Source organism: Psychrobacter urativorans, from assembly GCF_904846675.1.
GTDB classification, from domain to species: Bacteria; Pseudomonadota; Gammaproteobacteria; order Pseudomonadales; family Moraxellaceae; genus Psychrobacter; species Psychrobacter urativorans_B.
On sequence record NZ_CAJHBT010000004.1, the window covers coordinates 38,287 to 53,595 of the forward strand.

At 43.5% G+C, this 15,309-nt stretch carries 15 protein-coding genes; 9 read left to right on the plus strand and 6 right to left on the minus strand.

All coding sequences use genetic code 11. From position 1 onward, the window contains the following. Nucleotides 1–223 precede the first annotated feature (223 nt). The 4 genes from JMY06_RS03385 to JMY06_RS03400 all read left to right on the plus strand — a co-directional run bounded on the left by JMY06_RS03385 (nucleotide 224) and on the right by JMY06_RS03400 (nucleotide 4,601). On the plus strand, nucleotides 224–1,960 hold the full coding sequence (locus tag JMY06_RS03385) for an AMP-binding protein (RefSeq protein ID WP_413786277.1): 1,737 nt from the start codon (nucleotides 224–226) through the stop codon (nucleotides 1,958–1,960). Between the two features lie 181 nt (nucleotides 1,961–2,141). Further along, nucleotides 2,142–2,858, plus strand: coding sequence for a ribonuclease PH (gene rph, locus JMY06_RS03390; protein ID WP_201616221.1), 717 nt, complete (start codon nucleotides 2,142–2,144; stop codon nucleotides 2,856–2,858). A gap of 98 nt (nucleotides 2,859–2,956) precedes the next feature. Further along, nucleotides 2,957–3,448: a hypothetical protein gene (locus JMY06_RS03395; RefSeq protein WP_201528538.1), complete on the plus strand. Its 492-nt coding sequence runs from the start codon at nucleotides 2,957–2,959 to the stop codon at nucleotides 3,446–3,448. A gap of 232 nt (nucleotides 3,449–3,680) precedes the next feature. Then, nucleotides 3,681–4,601 (plus strand): hypothetical protein, encoded by a 921-nt coding sequence (locus JMY06_RS03400; RefSeq protein ID WP_227672141.1) that lies wholly within the window; start codon nucleotides 3,681–3,683, stop codon nucleotides 4,599–4,601. Nucleotides 4,602–4,745: 144 nt separating this feature from the next. On the opposite strand, the gene hemJ is transcribed toward JMY06_RS03400, so the two are convergent. The 5 genes from hemJ to serB all read right to left on the minus strand — a co-directional run bounded on the left by hemJ (nucleotide 4,746) and on the right by serB (nucleotide 9,922). Then, the gene (gene hemJ, locus JMY06_RS03405) at nucleotides 4,746–5,180 is read right to left on the minus strand and encodes a protoporphyrinogen oxidase HemJ (RefSeq protein WP_201528540.1); all 435 of its coding nucleotides are present in this window, start codon (nucleotides 5,178–5,180) and stop codon (nucleotides 4,746–4,748) included. Nucleotides 5,181–5,290: 110 nt separating this feature from the next. Continuing rightward, entirely contained in the window at nucleotides 5,291–6,424 is a 1,134-nt protein-coding gene (gene bioB, locus JMY06_RS03410; RefSeq protein WP_201616223.1) for a biotin synthase BioB, read from the minus strand. A gap of 166 nt (nucleotides 6,425–6,590) precedes the next feature. Beyond that, entirely contained in the window at nucleotides 6,591–7,097 is a 507-nt protein-coding gene (locus JMY06_RS03415) for a hypothetical protein (RefSeq protein WP_201528544.1), read from the minus strand. Nucleotides 7,098–7,493: 396 nt separating this feature from the next. After that, nucleotides 7,494–8,483: a DUF368 domain-containing protein gene (locus JMY06_RS03420; protein WP_201616225.1), complete on the minus strand. Its 990-nt coding sequence runs from the start codon at nucleotides 8,481–8,483 to the stop codon at nucleotides 7,494–7,496. A 173-nt stretch (nucleotides 8,484–8,656) separates the two neighbouring features. Further along, nucleotides 8,657–9,922: a phosphoserine phosphatase SerB gene (gene serB / locus JMY06_RS03425; protein WP_201616227.1), complete on the minus strand. Its 1,266-nt coding sequence runs from the start codon at nucleotides 9,920–9,922 to the stop codon at nucleotides 8,657–8,659. A gap of 391 nt (nucleotides 9,923–10,313) precedes the next feature. On the opposite strand from serB, the gene JMY06_RS03430 reads away from it, so the two are divergent. From JMY06_RS03430 to JMY06_RS03450, 5 genes are all read left to right on the plus strand, one after another. Then, nucleotides 10,314–11,780: a hypothetical protein gene (locus JMY06_RS03430; protein WP_201616229.1), complete on the plus strand. Its 1,467-nt coding sequence runs from the start codon at nucleotides 10,314–10,316 to the stop codon at nucleotides 11,778–11,780. Between the two features lie 156 nt (nucleotides 11,781–11,936). Beyond that, a complete protein-coding gene (locus JMY06_RS03435) occupies nucleotides 11,937–12,176 on the plus strand; it encodes a PA3496 family putative envelope integrity protein (protein ID WP_201528552.1) in 240 nt (79 codons plus the stop codon). 128 nt (nucleotides 12,177–12,304) lie between these two features. Continuing rightward, nucleotides 12,305–12,862: a UPF0149 family protein gene (locus JMY06_RS03440; protein WP_201616231.1), complete on the plus strand. Its 558-nt coding sequence runs from the start codon at nucleotides 12,305–12,307 to the stop codon at nucleotides 12,860–12,862. Between the two features lie 62 nt (nucleotides 12,863–12,924). Further along, nucleotides 12,925–13,374: a YbjQ family protein gene (locus JMY06_RS03445; protein WP_201528556.1), complete on the plus strand. Its 450-nt coding sequence runs from the start codon at nucleotides 12,925–12,927 to the stop codon at nucleotides 13,372–13,374. A gap of 24 nt (nucleotides 13,375–13,398) precedes the next feature. Next, nucleotides 13,399–13,872, plus strand: coding sequence for a YbjQ family protein (locus JMY06_RS03450; protein WP_201528558.1), 474 nt, complete (start codon nucleotides 13,399–13,401; stop codon nucleotides 13,870–13,872). Nucleotides 13,873–14,029: 157 nt separating this feature from the next. Here JMY06_RS03450 and JMY06_RS03455 read toward each other — a convergent pair whose 3' ends face one another. Next, nucleotides 14,030–15,247 (minus strand): formate/nitrite transporter family protein, encoded by a 1,218-nt coding sequence (locus tag JMY06_RS03455; RefSeq protein ID WP_227672142.1) that lies wholly within the window; start codon nucleotides 15,245–15,247, stop codon nucleotides 14,030–14,032. Nucleotides 15,248–15,309 lie beyond the last annotated feature (62 nt).

The window sequence follows — 15,309 nt, forward strand, 5'->3', positions numbered from 1 at the left end:
CAATGACTTTCGGTTCACAAATAATCACTAACCAACACTGTATTTGCCGCCTCATTAGATTATTCTATATCTTTAATTGTAACATTTAGGGAAATTTATGACTAACCATGCCAATGACAAGAGCACTAATAAAAACAATAGCACCGATGAAAATAGCAGCAACAATAAAAAATCACCAGACCATAAAGCGACCACTAAAAGCAAAGCGCATCATGAAAATCGTATGGCTAAAGGTGAAGAACCTATGACTGCATTTCCGACCATGCCAACGATTCCTAAAGACAGACCGTGGCTCAACGCCTATGAGCGTTACGGTATCAGTGCCACTATTGATATGCCCGAAGATGAAACGTCTTTGCTTGATGTATTCGAGCGTAACTTCCGCCGTTATGGACAGAAGCCTGCCTATATTTGTATGGGCGCGTCAATCAGCTTTAAGCAATTAGACTTATATAGCCGTCAGATTGCCAGTTACTTACAGTCGTTAGGGCTGGTAAAAGGTGATAAAGTCGGCGTGATGATGCCCAATATTTTGCAGTATCCTATCGTCGCGCTTGGCATTATTCGTGCGGGCATGATTTTGGTTAACGTGAACCCTTTGTATACCAGCCGTGAGTTGTCGCATCAGCTGCAAGATAGTGGTATAAAAGCGTTATTTATCGTCGAAAACTTTGCCAAAACCTATCAAGAAGCTAAAAACAAAGATCAAGTTGAGCATCTTATTGTCTGTAAGCTTGGCGATATGTTGGGCATGGTCAAAGGCACGGTAGTTAATCTCGTCGCACGTCATGTCAAAAAAATGATTCCCTCTTATCATTTGCCGGAAAGCACCAGCTTTAAAGATGCGTTAAACACGGTATCTGCCAGTAAATACAAGCGTCCCGATTTGAATCTCAGTGATGTGGCGTTATTGCAATATACCGGCGGTACGACGGGTGTTGCCAAAGGCGCAATGCTCAGCCACGGAAACTTGGTCGCCAATATGCTGCAAATTAGCGCCTTGATGGACAGTGCCTTTGACGACGATGCCAATGCTGATGATGTGATTTTGACTGCGTTGCCGTTGTACCATGTGTTCTCATTTATGGTTTGTGGGATGTATGGCATGTACCAAGGCTACGCCGGCTTGCTGATTCCCAATCCACGCGATTTAGATGGCTTGATTAAAGAGATGGGTAAATATAAGCCCTCCTTTATTCCAGCGGTAAATACCTTGTTTAATGGCTTAGTAAATAAAGATAGCTTCGCTGATTTAGACTTCTCCAACTTAAAAGCCGCTATCGGTGGCGGTACTTCAGTATTGCCAAGCGTCGCAAAAGACTGGCACAAAATTACCGGTTTGCCTATTGTGGAAGGTTATGGCTTGTCTGAAACCTCGCCGGTAGTTGCTTTTAATCCGATGACTATTGCCGAATTTACTGGAAAGATTGGTATACCAGCCTCTAGTACCGACGTGGTATTGATTGACGATGATGACAATGAAGTTGCCATTGGTGAGCGCGGTGAGATTTGTGTTAAAGGCCCGCAAGTGATGATTGGTTATCAAAACCGCCCAGATGAGACAGCAGAGACCTTTACTGAGCACGGTTATCTGAAAACGGGCGACATCGGGATTATGGATGAAAAAGGCTTTATCAAAATTGTCGACCGCAAAAAAGATATGATTTTGGTATCGGGATTTAATGTCTATCCTAACGAGATCGAAGAAATTATGAGCGAACATCCAGCGGTTAAAGAGTGCGGGGCAATTGGCATTCCAAGTGATCAGCGCGGCGAAGACCCTAAGATTTTTGTAGTCAAAAAATCTGATGTCACCGAACAAGAATTGCTTGATTTTGGTAAAAAGAATTTGACCGGCTATAAACGCCCACGTCATGTACAGTTTGTTGATGAATTACCGAAATCAAACGTTGGCAAAATATTACGTAAAGAATTGCGTAAGATGGAAGGGTTACAATAGATTTTTGACTCTAGTTTCTGGCTGCTAGTTTCTAGCTTTCGTCAAAAAAGCGTCCCAATAGTAGGTCTTTATTGTGCCATTAGAAGCTAGCTATTAGAAACTTGCTATTGAAACGTTGTCACGTTAGGATATCTCAAGATTCAACTGTCTAACTATTTATAAGACCGTACTAGGAAATTTTATGCGTATTGATAACCGTGAGCTTGACCAACTTCGCTCGATTAGCTTTGAGCGCCATTATACCAAGCATGCCGAAGGGTCAGTGTTGGTCAGCTTTGGCGATACCAAAGTATTGTGTACAGCCAGTGTTGAGTCCGGCGTACCGCGTTGGTTAAAAGGCAAAGGTAAAGGCTGGATTACTGCGGAATATGGTATGTTGCCACGCGCGACCAATACCCGTAATCAACGTGAAGCGGCACGCGGTAAGCAATCAGGCCGTACCCAAGAGATTCAGCGCCTTATCGGTCGTAGCTTGCGGGCGATGATAGATTTGAGCAAGTTGGGTGAAAACACTATCTATCTTGATTGTGATGTGTTGCAAGCCGATGGTGGCACGCGTACTGCTAGTGTCACCGGTGCGGCCATTGCCTTAATTGATGCGCTTGAGAGCATTCAAAAAACCAAAAAGCTCAAAGCTGATCCATTGATTGGATTGGTTGCTGCGGTATCCGTCGGTATGAAAGATGGCGAGGCCTATTTAGATTTAAATTACGAAGAAGATGCCAGTTGTGATACTGATCTGAATGTCGTTATGACCCAAAAAGGCGAGTTTATCGAGCTTCAAGGAACTGCCGAAGAAAAGCCATTCACCCGCGCTCAAGCTGATGACATGCTGGCCCTTGCTGAAAAAGGTATTGCTGAGCTTATCACTATGCAAAAAACAGCGCTAGGTTGGTAGTTTAATCTTTGATTGCTTTTTAGCTGCTCTATATTTTTAGTTGCTTTATAGTAGCCCGTTTTAATGATCCCCTTTAATTTGCCCGTAGGTAGTAACGCATGCTTAAGCTGACTGATGACGGCGCAAAAATCACCTTACAAGGACAGCCAGCCGCAGGTGATAAGGGGTTGTTTTGGTTTGGAGCGGCATTACTGGTGGGTGCAGTGGTGGTGGCACTGGCCATGAGTCTATTGTCAGAACGCCTAGCGATTGGGGCGTTGGCACTGCTAATTATCGGTAGTTTTATTTTTAACCAGAAGCGGCAGCAACGCAAAAAAGCCATGACTGGTATTATCAGTAACGGTATATTGTGGGTGCGAGATGGCGAGCTGGTGCATGACAATCAAGGCAAGCGCGAGCACATTCACCTGTTAGAAAATGATAAAGTTACGTTAGATGGCGAGCAACTACAAATTGTGGATGCGGACAATCAGCGTAAATATCACATTAGCGGTTTTGATAGTCTGCAAGAAGTGCAAGCGACCAAAGCTATTTTACAAGGACAAGCGCTTAGCAAACGCCATGTCAATATTAAAATGAATAGCGATTAGCTTTTATTTCTACTTAGCGTTATTGAGGTTAACTTCTTGTCCTTTTTAACCTTTTTTTAATACTTCAATCTTTTATTCCTGCCTTTCATCTCTGATTTGATACCTATCATCGTTTATTAAAGCGTTATTAATGCTTGTACTGTTCTAGCGAAATGGTTTATAACTAGACGTTGTTGATCTTATAGCCATGGCAATTTTACTGCCATCATTACTGTCTTGAGAGGAGCAGATTATGCCTTGTTTATCGGTTACCGCCTTACGTAAGTCACCGTTTGTTCATCATGTTTGCTCAAACTTATCTTATTATTTACCTGTTCAGTCTACTGTTATAAAGTCTACGTCAGCTTTATTGTTTTTAGCAATGGCAGCGAGTGGCAGTCAGGCGCATGCCGACAGTATGAGCGCCCTTATTGCACAAAAATCTGTCCAGCCCGAGTGGGTCGTGCCTTCTGCGAAAGTCAGCACGCGCTCTACTATTCAACGCGCTCGTACCAGTTATTCAGCGCCTACCGTAAACTATTCAATACCTACCCCGAAGTATCCGGTAACTGGGACCAGTTATCAAACGGCTAATAATCACTATGCTTTCGATGCCGAGCCTGTTACTAATAATACCTACGTCTATAAGTCGCAATCTACGCCAGTTGTGAATGCCTCTTATCGTTATCCCAAAGTACAACAAGCGCCTATGGTACTACCCGCGTTTCTGTCAGGAAACTATGACAATGTCGATAGCAAATATTTGCCACTATTGAGTAGTGCGGAGGCATACAGTACCCCTGCAGCTCGCGATGTAATGAGTACTGCTCGCGCTATGAGTCTCAATGAGCGCACTATTATTCAAGGCGGCTGCTGGGACTATCTTAATGCCGTTTTTAATCGGGCAGGGGTGACCAAGAATACGGTACATAAAGGTGCTTATGCAGAAGGGCCTTATGCCAGTAGTAATGAGATTGAAATAGGGGATTGGCTGTATTATATCAATCATGGCTATAATGATATCGAGCACAGCGGCCTGTTTGTCGGCTGGGTTGATGAAAGGGCTAAACAAGCGCTGATATTAAGCTATGCCGGTGAAAACCGCCAAGAGCCAGCGCGCTATCGTGTTTATGATTTGAGCCATGTCTACCAAATAATGCGCCCAATGGCTTAAGATCGCTTAAATATCTAGTCTAATATATTGAAGAAATAAATTCTTATAGACCTAAAAAAGCGTCCGTAGCTAATAAGTTACGGACGCTTTTCATGTTAAAAGTTATCAACTTCGGTAATGAGTAAGTTTAGCACTAAGTAAACTCTAGAACGGTTTGACCACCACTAAAATGACGATAATAATTAAAGCAAAAACGGGCATTTCATTAAACCAACGCCAAAAAACATGTGACTTATATTTTGGATTATCAATGAGCTTTTTACGATAAAATCCGCACGCGCCATGATAGGCTGATAATAGTATCACTAGGAAAATCTTGACATGTAGCCAGCCTTGGGTTTTGTACACATCCCAACCTAGATATACCATCCAAAGCCCAAAAGTCCAAGTCGCAATCATCGATGGGGTCATGATACCGCGATACAGCTTACGCTCCATGATAGTAAAGCGCTCTTGGCTGATGGTGTCGTCGCTCATGGCATGATAAACAAACAGGCGCGGCAAGTAAAAAATCGCCGAAAACCAGGTGACCATTGATATAATGTGTGCCGCTTTAATCCAGTTAAAATAATCTGCCATTATACAATCTCTCTAATTATTCTATCTTTTAACATAAATGAATGCCGGCAAGCTTACCGCAGATTGGTAAATGATAAAAGTCTGCTAACATACCTTCACGTCAGTTTGAGCTAGTCTGCTAGCATGACTTGTGATTCATGACCACTCATAGCATCCAGAACGGGTAGAGCTTTGGGTGCTCTTGGCGTCGCAAATTGCTTGGTTAAGCCCAGCTCACGCATGAGTCTATCGTCGCCTGATTGACTCGCATTGCCAGTGGTTAGCAGTTTATCACCATAAAAGAATGAGTTAGCACCTGCCATAAAGGCTAATGATTGCTCAGCATCTGATAAACTCTCGCGGCCTGCAGACAGACGCACGTAGCTACTTGGGCAGCAAATACGCGTTACCGCAATGGTACGAATCCACTCAAGGACGGACAGCTCGCCTTCTGCTAATACTTTATCGCCGATGGGCGTGCCGGCGATAGGCACAAGTAGATTAACCGGAATAGACTCAGGGGCTTTAGGCATTTTGAGCAGCTCATGCACCCAATCGATACGGTCATCACGGCTCTCGCCCATGCCCACGATATTACCACTACAGACATTGATGCCTGAATTACGCACGTTGGAGAGTGTATCTAGCCTATCATCATAGCTTCGGGTACTGACCACTTGCTCATAATAGCGTCTCGAAGTGTCCAGATTATGGTTATAATAATCCAGTCCGGCATCGGCCAATTGTGTTGCTTGATCCGGATTGAGCATACCCAAAGTCATGCAAGTCTCAAGCCCTAAATCCTTAACTTCCTTAATCAGCTCGACCACATAGGGCATATCTTTCGCACTCGGATGCTTCCAGGCGGCACCCATACAAAAGCGTGATGAACCGGTGGCTTTTGCGCGTTTGGCAGCGGCAACGACCTTATCAACGTCTATGCGCTTTTCGGCTTGTAGTTTGGTTTTATCACGGTGGTGACCGGATTGTGAACAGTAGCCACAATCTTCAGGGCAGTTACCCGTTTTAATCGATAATAAGGTACTGATTTGTACTTCATTGGCGACAAAACTCTCACGATGAATAAGTTGTGCTTGCAGTAATAAATCCATCAATGGCAAATCAAACAGCTGGGCAATTTGTTCGCGGCTACTTATAGTGGGCGTTGTATTGGTCGGGGATTGGCCTAGAGTCGGTATCGTGGAAGCAAAAAATTCGTCCGTGCTCTTAGCGGTAGGTTCTGTAATTGAAAGCAGTCCTGCCATGAGTTAAATCCTTTTATAAGAGATGATACGAAACACAAAAACTCTAAATATTTACGTCAAAAAAAAGTTGCGGTAACCGTAGTATACCGCAACCTCAATATAAAAAGCAGGGACGCGTTAAATGCTTTTAATTGACATTAATAACGGCCTATCATTGCCTTAATTATTATTTACCTAGTTTATGTTTGGCCACCCCAATCCAATGTTCCGCAAATTTTTGGGTTTTATAAACATAAGGTTTGGCGCGTTGGATATGTGGTTTTAGCTCTTCAGGGATAGGTGGCACGATATGTTTGGCAAGCTTATTGAACCACATAAGTAGGCTATAATTACCATCCATGCTTAGTTTTTTGTCTTGTACGGCAGTCATAAAAGCAGGCAAGTCGCCTTGGGTTAGTAGCTTCACACCCGTCATTGAGTCTTTGAAGGTAATCGTCAAGTCTGCTTTATCGGCATGGCCACTACTTTGGCTAAATTTGCCATTATCAAACTGATAATAACGAGCCACGTCAGACTCATCGCTAGCAAATTCAATGATCACTTGTTTATCAGCGAACAAGGCTTTGATATCTTCGTCATCGCTACTGGCAAGCATCGATAAACGATAGCCAATCACAGCCAGCAACACATCTAATGGATCAGATTTAACATCTAAAACTGGAATAGTAAACATGGTCGAACTCCTAAAAAATAATAAATAAAATAAAACCTACTTTATAACAATTCTTATCGCAGTTATGCAGTTATGCAGTTATAGAGTCACATGAGTCAATTATAAACATTTAGCACACTTAATTCTTTAGTAGTTGCGTAGAGGGTATTAAGCATCGTGTAACAATGTACTATGAACCTGGCATGACAGTTCATAGAGCATTCAGGATATATAAAAATAGTGCATCACCACCCCATGAACTGCCACTCCATAAGCCGCCACTGCTGCTTGCAAATATAGTCAACATCATCATCCACCTCGCTATTAGATTATAGATGATGATGGGTAGCGAGCGCTTTAAAGGTATTCAAAAACTATTTTAAAAATGTTCTAGCACTGAATAATTCATAATTTTGCTTAAGCGCGATTGCTACGATGTCCCCACCAAGATAGTGCTGAGACTAGCACTGCGCCCAATAGCATCAGGCTGATAGTAGTGAGCCAATGCGCGCCAATAGGATAATGCCACGGCGCCACGTTATTGATAGCCTCTGTATCTAGCGTGCCTAAGGCATCGGTTTTCCAGGGCCATACTTTTACCAATGAGCCGGCAATAAAACCCGTCAATAGCGCCAATGTGCCTTGATAATAACGCGCTAACAACCATTTGAGCATGCGCGTAAATAGTAGCAACCCGCTTACCATACCTGCCATCACAGTGAGAATAATAGACATGTTAAAGGTGTGAACCGCCTCCAGAACCGTATCATAAGCGCCCAACAGTAATAAAATAAATGACCCGGAAATACCGGGTAATATCATCGCACAAATAGCGAGCGCGCCTGCAAGAAACAAATACGGTAGGCTTGGCGTGGTGGTCAGCAACGGCATACTGCTAATAATCACCGCCGCGACAAGACCAATAGCAAATAGCCCAGCCCGCGCCGCATTCCAACGCTTAATCTCAGCTAATAAAATGAACACAGTAGCAATCACTAGCCCAAAGAAAAATGACCAAATAAGCAGCGGTTCATTGTCCAGTAAGTGCTTAATAATGCCAGCTAAGGTCGCAAAGCTGGTGGCAATACCCAATACCAAACACAATAAAAATGTGGCATCAACCTGTCGCCAAACTGCCAGTAAGCCCTTGATGCCGCCCTCTTGACGAAATAATTGCCACAGACTAAGGCCAATGCTACTAAGGGCATTAATCAAGCGCTCATAAATCCCCGCGATCAGTGCAATCGTACCGCCGGATACTCCTGGCACAATGTCAGCAGCACCCATGACTATACCTTTAATATAGACGCCTAATAGCTGCTTAGGGTTATCATTAGGCACGGGAGCAGTCTTTACTCGCGGACTCGGCGACGGCGAATCTGGGCGTGGGGATGGTGATGCCGTCATGGACATTCCTTTATTGTTTATAAATGACAACTTGTTTAAAAGTCATAAAAAAGCGTTAACGTTCAGTGCTAAAACTTCGGTGCTAAAAAATACTATTAAAAGTCATTTAAATTATAAAAGCTAGGCTAACGATAGACACATTAACCTAGCTTATAATGTAGGCATTATGGCAATTATTTGGCAGGAACCAGTGCCGGATAGCCAAGCGCGTACAGCACGCCTTCAAGGCCAGTGACATTGACAGCGGCATCAGCACGCGCTTGTACAATAGGTTTGGCATGATAAGCCACGCCTAAGTCGGCGTTGGCCATCATCGGTAAGTCATTAGCGCCGTCACCCACGCAGACCACTTGTGTCATCTCAAGGCCTAAGCGCTCAGCAATCTGTGCCACGATAGCGGCTTTTTTCGCGCCGTTAAGAATTGGCAGCTGAATATGACCGGTCACTTCGCCATCTTCAACATCCAAATGATTGGCATGGACCTCATCAATCCCTAATTGCTCAGCGACATAACGTGCAAAATAAGTAAAGCCGCCGGAAACCAGAACGGTATGATAACCTAACGCTTTAAAGGCGCTAATAGTGGTACGAGCGCCCGTCGATAAGGTGAGGCGCGCACAAATCTCATCGAGAACTGTGGTAGGAATGCCTTCTAGTAATGCCATACGCTGCGCAAAAGACTCATCAAAATCGATCTCGCCGCGCATTGCCGCTTCTGTAATAGCTTCGACTTGCTCGCCGACACCTGCGGTTTTGGCCAGCTCAACGATGACTTCTTGTTCAATTAAAGTGGAGTCCATATCGAAGCAGACCAGTTTATGCGTGCGCAGCATTTGACCGATAGATAAAATATGGCAATCGACTAGGTCTAGACTATCAAGCGCTGTATCTTGTGCATTTGAATAATTTTTATGGCCTTCTATTGAAGCGCTTTCTGCTAAATGCTTTTCTTCTAAATAGTTCTCTGTTAAATCACGACGTAAGCTGGTCGTCAGCTGGTCATCAATAATATGCGCAGCAGCCGTCTTTTTAGCGGGATGCATGAGCGTTGCGGTAACGGGCACTAGCAAATAACGGAACACCTGCGCAGGGATAAAAGGAGGTTTGGAGGCAGAGTGAGTAACAGATTTATCGTTAACTTCAGTACTAACATCCGTATCGTCAATAGTGATATTAACAAAGCGGGCCTTAGTATCTTCTTCAACCGTCACCAAATGCCAGTTCGGCTGCTTATCGACCCATGACTGTACATACTGATGAATATCAAGTGCTGGCACGTGCGCAGGCAAAACTACGATCAAGGCAAATACCGGCAACGATTGTAGCGCATCAAAATCCTGCAAATTGGTCTCATCAGGCAACAAGGAGGCGATAGAATCGACGGCTTGTTGCCATGCTTTGCTGTCTTTTGGTAACGAGTACGGCGTATTTTTTGGCATGGCTCAATTGTCCCTTGTATGCTCACATAAGATTAGGAATAATAACAGCTTTACCGTGCAGCGCCTATAGATGATCTATGAAGTATTTTTTAGCAACATCCCGCTGTCAGTATAAGCATTTATTAACGCCCTAAAGGGTATTAAAGTAAAAAAGTAGATGATAAAAGCGTTATGATGACGGCATCTATAACAAGCACTATGATGATATAGTAGATAAAGTCAGTGTAGCTTGATAAAAGTATTCACATTGAGGCTGTTTTTTAAATCTCATTCGTTTTTACATTAAGCTGATTGTAGTGCCATGATTACCGGCTTTAGTAGCACATTTTTCCAGAAAATGAGTACTGGTCTCATTTTTTAACTTCCCTTATTCAAAAAAGTTTACGATATCATGACGTATTTAGCGCCGCGGCAAGGGTTGTTTGCCATAATTATTTTGGTCAGTTTTTGTTTGCAGACCCTACTGCTGGTGATTAGCACCGACCAACAGCTTACCAAAAGCCGTGAACAAAAGGGTGAGCAGATGATTACCCAGCTCATCGATGAGGCGCGCCTGTCTTTAGAAAATAAAGATCGTGTGAGCCTGAGTGTCATTGCCAATCGCTATACCAGCGAGCAGGATATTGCGCGCTTGGTGATTAAAGACAACAATGATGATATTTTAGTGCCGGTGGGCAATGCGCCGATGCAGCAAGGTATTACCATCAGTCAAATCGCGACCAAAGGCGATGTGGTGATTGGTAGCGTGGCGCTGACCCTAAAAGATATTAGCAAAGGCGAGATTATCGCCATGCAGTGGCTGTTCATTATCGGCTCTCTGATTTTCCATTTGTTATTGTGGGTGGCTTACGGCTACATCGCTCGCCCTACTAAAGCGCAAATCAATGCGTTAAGCCGAGATATTGATGATCACCACCGTGAGCATTCTAAGCAGGCGGGACAGTCGCGCTACGGTCGCCATTCTGTTGATTCTAATACGCCAGTTAATGACGATATTAGTAATGGCAATATTAGGAATGACGATGGTCTTAGTAATAATGCCGCTAATGGCTCTGCCAACAAAGGAATTAATACTGCGGCTTTTCATGATGGGGTGAATACTTATGTCAATTCGCAACAAGATAGTGAGCAAGGCACTGACTCTCAAGCAAGCCGTAGTAATAATAATGGAGCTGGCGACCTAGAAACGGACCGCACTCATGGTCAGATGAATAGTGGTAATAAATTTACGCCTAGCCGCTCAAAACTGTCGTCTACCCGCAGTTTTGATAATGTCAGCGTACAGATTGTGTTCCATGATGAGTTTAATATGCTTGAACGTCTGACACCTGAGATGCGTATGCCGTATTTGGCACTTTGTACTCAGCTGTTGAACCAAGCGCTCAACGAGCTGCTGACGCTGCCATTATTATTAGGGGTGAGTGCCGTAAATAAACCATTCTTTGATGAAAATGGTGCTTGTGCGGTGCTCAAAGCCAATAATGACCATGCAAAAGTGGCGCTGGCAGGCGTGATGCTTGGTAAACTGTATTTAATGCTTAATAAAATTATTCATACCAAGCATATTGAGCTGTCGCGCTTTGCACTGCCTGCTAAAGCTGGCGTCAGTGATCAAGGTCAAGCCAGTGCTATGAGACAGTTACTTGAGACTGTAGGCCGCAAAGAGAGTCTGCTGATTTTATTACCAAATGCCGGTCTCAAGCAGCTCAGCAATCACATTCAAGTCCATAACTTAAAGCGTCCAACCACCGTTTATGAGCGTGAATGCACGGTATTCGATGGCGGTAATGCCTCTATAATGGAGCGTCTCGCTGATGTACGCAATGCGGTATTGATGAGCGAAAGTACAGAGGAATAAAAAATACAGAGGAATAATTGACGATTATAACTATTCCTAAAGCTCCTCTAAAGCTAACCTCAGCACAAAAATGATTGACAATGTCGGACAGAGACTTTATAAGGCATATATGTATCTCATTATTTTAATTTTTTGCCCAAACTATAGGAGCTTGTCATGAGTGAAGCTGATATCGATGATGATTTTGATAATGAATTCGTTGATGACGATGATGCCAAAATGGTAGAAGAGGCAGAAACTAGCGTACGCACGCGTTTAAGTAGCTTAGAGAAACGCCGTTTAATTGATAATTTGTTGGAAGAGAAGCGTCTGGCAAAAGAGCTAAAAGACGATTTGGATGATATAGATGACTTCGATGAAGACGGTGATGAGGATTGGGATGATGACGATATTTAACATTCATCATGGGCGTTAGTTATCACCCATGATAGGATTATCATTATCTAATTGTGCTAAGCTGAATTTACCTTTTTAATCGCCATATCTAGTAACAAATAACCTATCGACCCAAGGACAAGTGATCTATGAGTAACCAGCTAAGCTTTGATGAATTACTGGATTTTTTAGACAACCAAGAGAGCCCGTTTGTGCTTGATAGTGTCGCCACCCATGGTTTTTTGACCGCTACTGTCATTGGGCGTCCACTGCCAAACTGGATAGATGCGCTGTTTGAAGGCCATGTGAAAGATATTCCAGACAACGTCATCGACGGCATTCATCGCTGGCGCGCTTTCATTATGGATGAGCTCAAAAATGAGACGCCAATTGTGCTGCCATTTAGTGAAGACGCGGGCAATGAAGAAGTTGCGGTTGATTTCTCAGATGAGTCCGACATTGTGGCATGGTCGATTGGTTTCGTGGATGCGATGTATGGCGATGAAGCTAGTGATTGGTTCGAAGCTGAAGATACCGCCGAAGACGTTGCCGTATTAACCTTGCCCATGATTGTGCTCAGTGGTATTGGGGATGAAGATCCTGAACTGGCGCAAATGCGTGCCGATCAAGATAAACTGGCGCAAATGGCCAATAGCATCGAAGGTAATTTAACCGAGCTATTTTTATTATTCCATACCAATGATTAGCATTAGTGTTACGGGCCAGCGCTGTCTATAAACTCTGCCTATCATTCTTATAAGGTAATACCATGACTGTGCAACTCTCCAACCTTGAGCACTTGCCAAACTATCAAATCACTGAACGTTTGGATGTGGTTTATGGCAGTACCGTGCGCTCAAAGCACGTCGGTAAGGACTTGTTTGCCGGCCTTAAAAACATCGTTGGTGGTGAGCTAACGGCTTATACCGAGTTGTTAGAAGAGTCGCGGCAAGAAGCAATAGACCGGATGGTGGTGAAGGCGGAAGAGTTGGGTGCCGATGCAGTGGTTGGTCTGCGCTTTTCGACTTCTAGTATTGCGCAAGGGGCATCCGAGCTGTTTGTTTATGGCACTGCCGTCAAGGTCGTACGTATACAAAGCCAGCCAGCAAATAACCAACCTTTTCAAAATCAACCGGCTAACGCGCCCTATGACCAACAACAACAGGGTCAAACGCCAGCGCCGGTCGCAGACTTGCCGCGCTTCAATCCTTTTGGCTAAGTTTTTTATGATAAGAGACGTGCCATGAATAACTCTATTACTCAAATGCTATTTAACTATGCGCCCCTTATTGTGTTATTTGTGGTCGGCTGGTTCTTTGGTGCGCGTCATGAGCGTCAGCACTTGGCACAGTTAGCTATTTCAGAAAAAGCGTTAAATCATATTATTGTATCGACCGAGCGTTTTTATCGACCGACACTGATGGCTAATAGTGAAGGTGAGCTGGTACTCGGTAGTGTAGTGATTGCGCAAGATTATTTTAAAATGGTGATTGCGCGGGTGTTAAGCTTATTTGGTAAAAATCTAACCACTTATGAGACTTTGCTAGAGCGCGCACGCCGTGAAGCACTAGTACGTATGCGAACCCAAGCTCACGCTAAAGGCTATAGCCATATCTATGGTTTGCGCTTTGAGGTCAGCAATATCAACCAATTGGGCAGTATGGTAGAGGCTATCGCTTATGGTACGGCGGTAATGAATAGCGAAAAAGTCAACTAGTCTTAAAATCTCGCTAACAAGCTCCAGCCTGTCTTTGCATTAAATATAATATTCAAAATGCTATTGAAAATAAAGGCTGTATTAACTTTAAAGTTAGTACAGCCTTTATGCTAGTCGAAACATTTATTCTAATCGAAGTTGCAATCTCAAACACTGCCTAGCGCCGGCGAGCATTCATCCGCGCTCTATGGTCCTTTTCTTTTTCATCGGCTTCATCTTTGATCTTAGTAAAATCAAACAAGAAGGTACGGTTTTTGAGTACCGCTACAAATACTACCCCGCCAATGGTATTGCCCACCAGTACGATCACCAAGAACAACAGATAACTCATTAAACTGACCGTATGGCCATACATCAAGGCCGAAAATACTTCGATATTGCCCACGATACTATGATGCAAACCCAAAAATCCGATACTACCGGTAATTATTGATACCAATACAATACGGCTAATCGTATCGCGGGCTGAGGTCACTAGCCATGCTGCGACCCCCATCATCCAGCCTGCCAGGATTGAGCTACCAAAAATCACCCACCACTCAAAGTCCAAAACATGCTGGGCATAAGCATCGATATCAGCAATACTGAACAGCTGCATATTAATGCCTAAGCCAATCATGAGTGCTGCGAACAGACAACCGCCAGCGATATTACCGGCGATGACAATACCCCATAAACGCAGCAGCTTACTCACAGGTTCGACTTTATTGAGTACCGGCAAGCTTAAAAGAGAGGTTTGCTCAGTGAATAATAGCGACTGACCAATGACTACGATAATAAAACCGAGTGGATACAATAAAGACGCTAAAACGATGGCGTATTGGCTCGGTATCAGCTCACTAAGGAGAGCGAAAGCCGATAAAATAACGAACAAACTAAAACCAATCTCTAGCCCTGCGGTAAAGGCACTGGTAAATAATGAGCCAAGCGAGCGGTTAAAGGTTGCTTTGGCATCAATAACTTGCTCAACTAAAATGCTGGCGTAGCTTTTGGGTGCACTAGCATTGTCATCGCCTGCGACTTCTTTAATGGTTTCTTTATCTTCGTCACTGACGCCTTCCGAGAAAACCTCATCGTCTAGCTCTTCGGTAGCATTGAGGTTATTATTTTCCTCATCGCTGTCTTCATTATCATTGTCGTCATTATTTTCATTGTTGTTATCATCATCATTATTGTCATCGTCATCGTCATCGTCATCGTCATTTTCATTGTTGTTATTATCATTATTGGTATCGTCACTATTACTAACGCTCTTATGGTTTTCATCAGCAATATGGTCGATTTCTTCACTCTGGCTGTCAGAGTTCGATAGCTTCTTGTTATTACTATCACTGGACTTGTCATTGGACTTGTCATTGGCTTTATTAATGGTCATGGTAGTTGACTTATATCGTTTATGAATTATGGTTACAAGTTAAGCTTATCAATCTTTTTTAC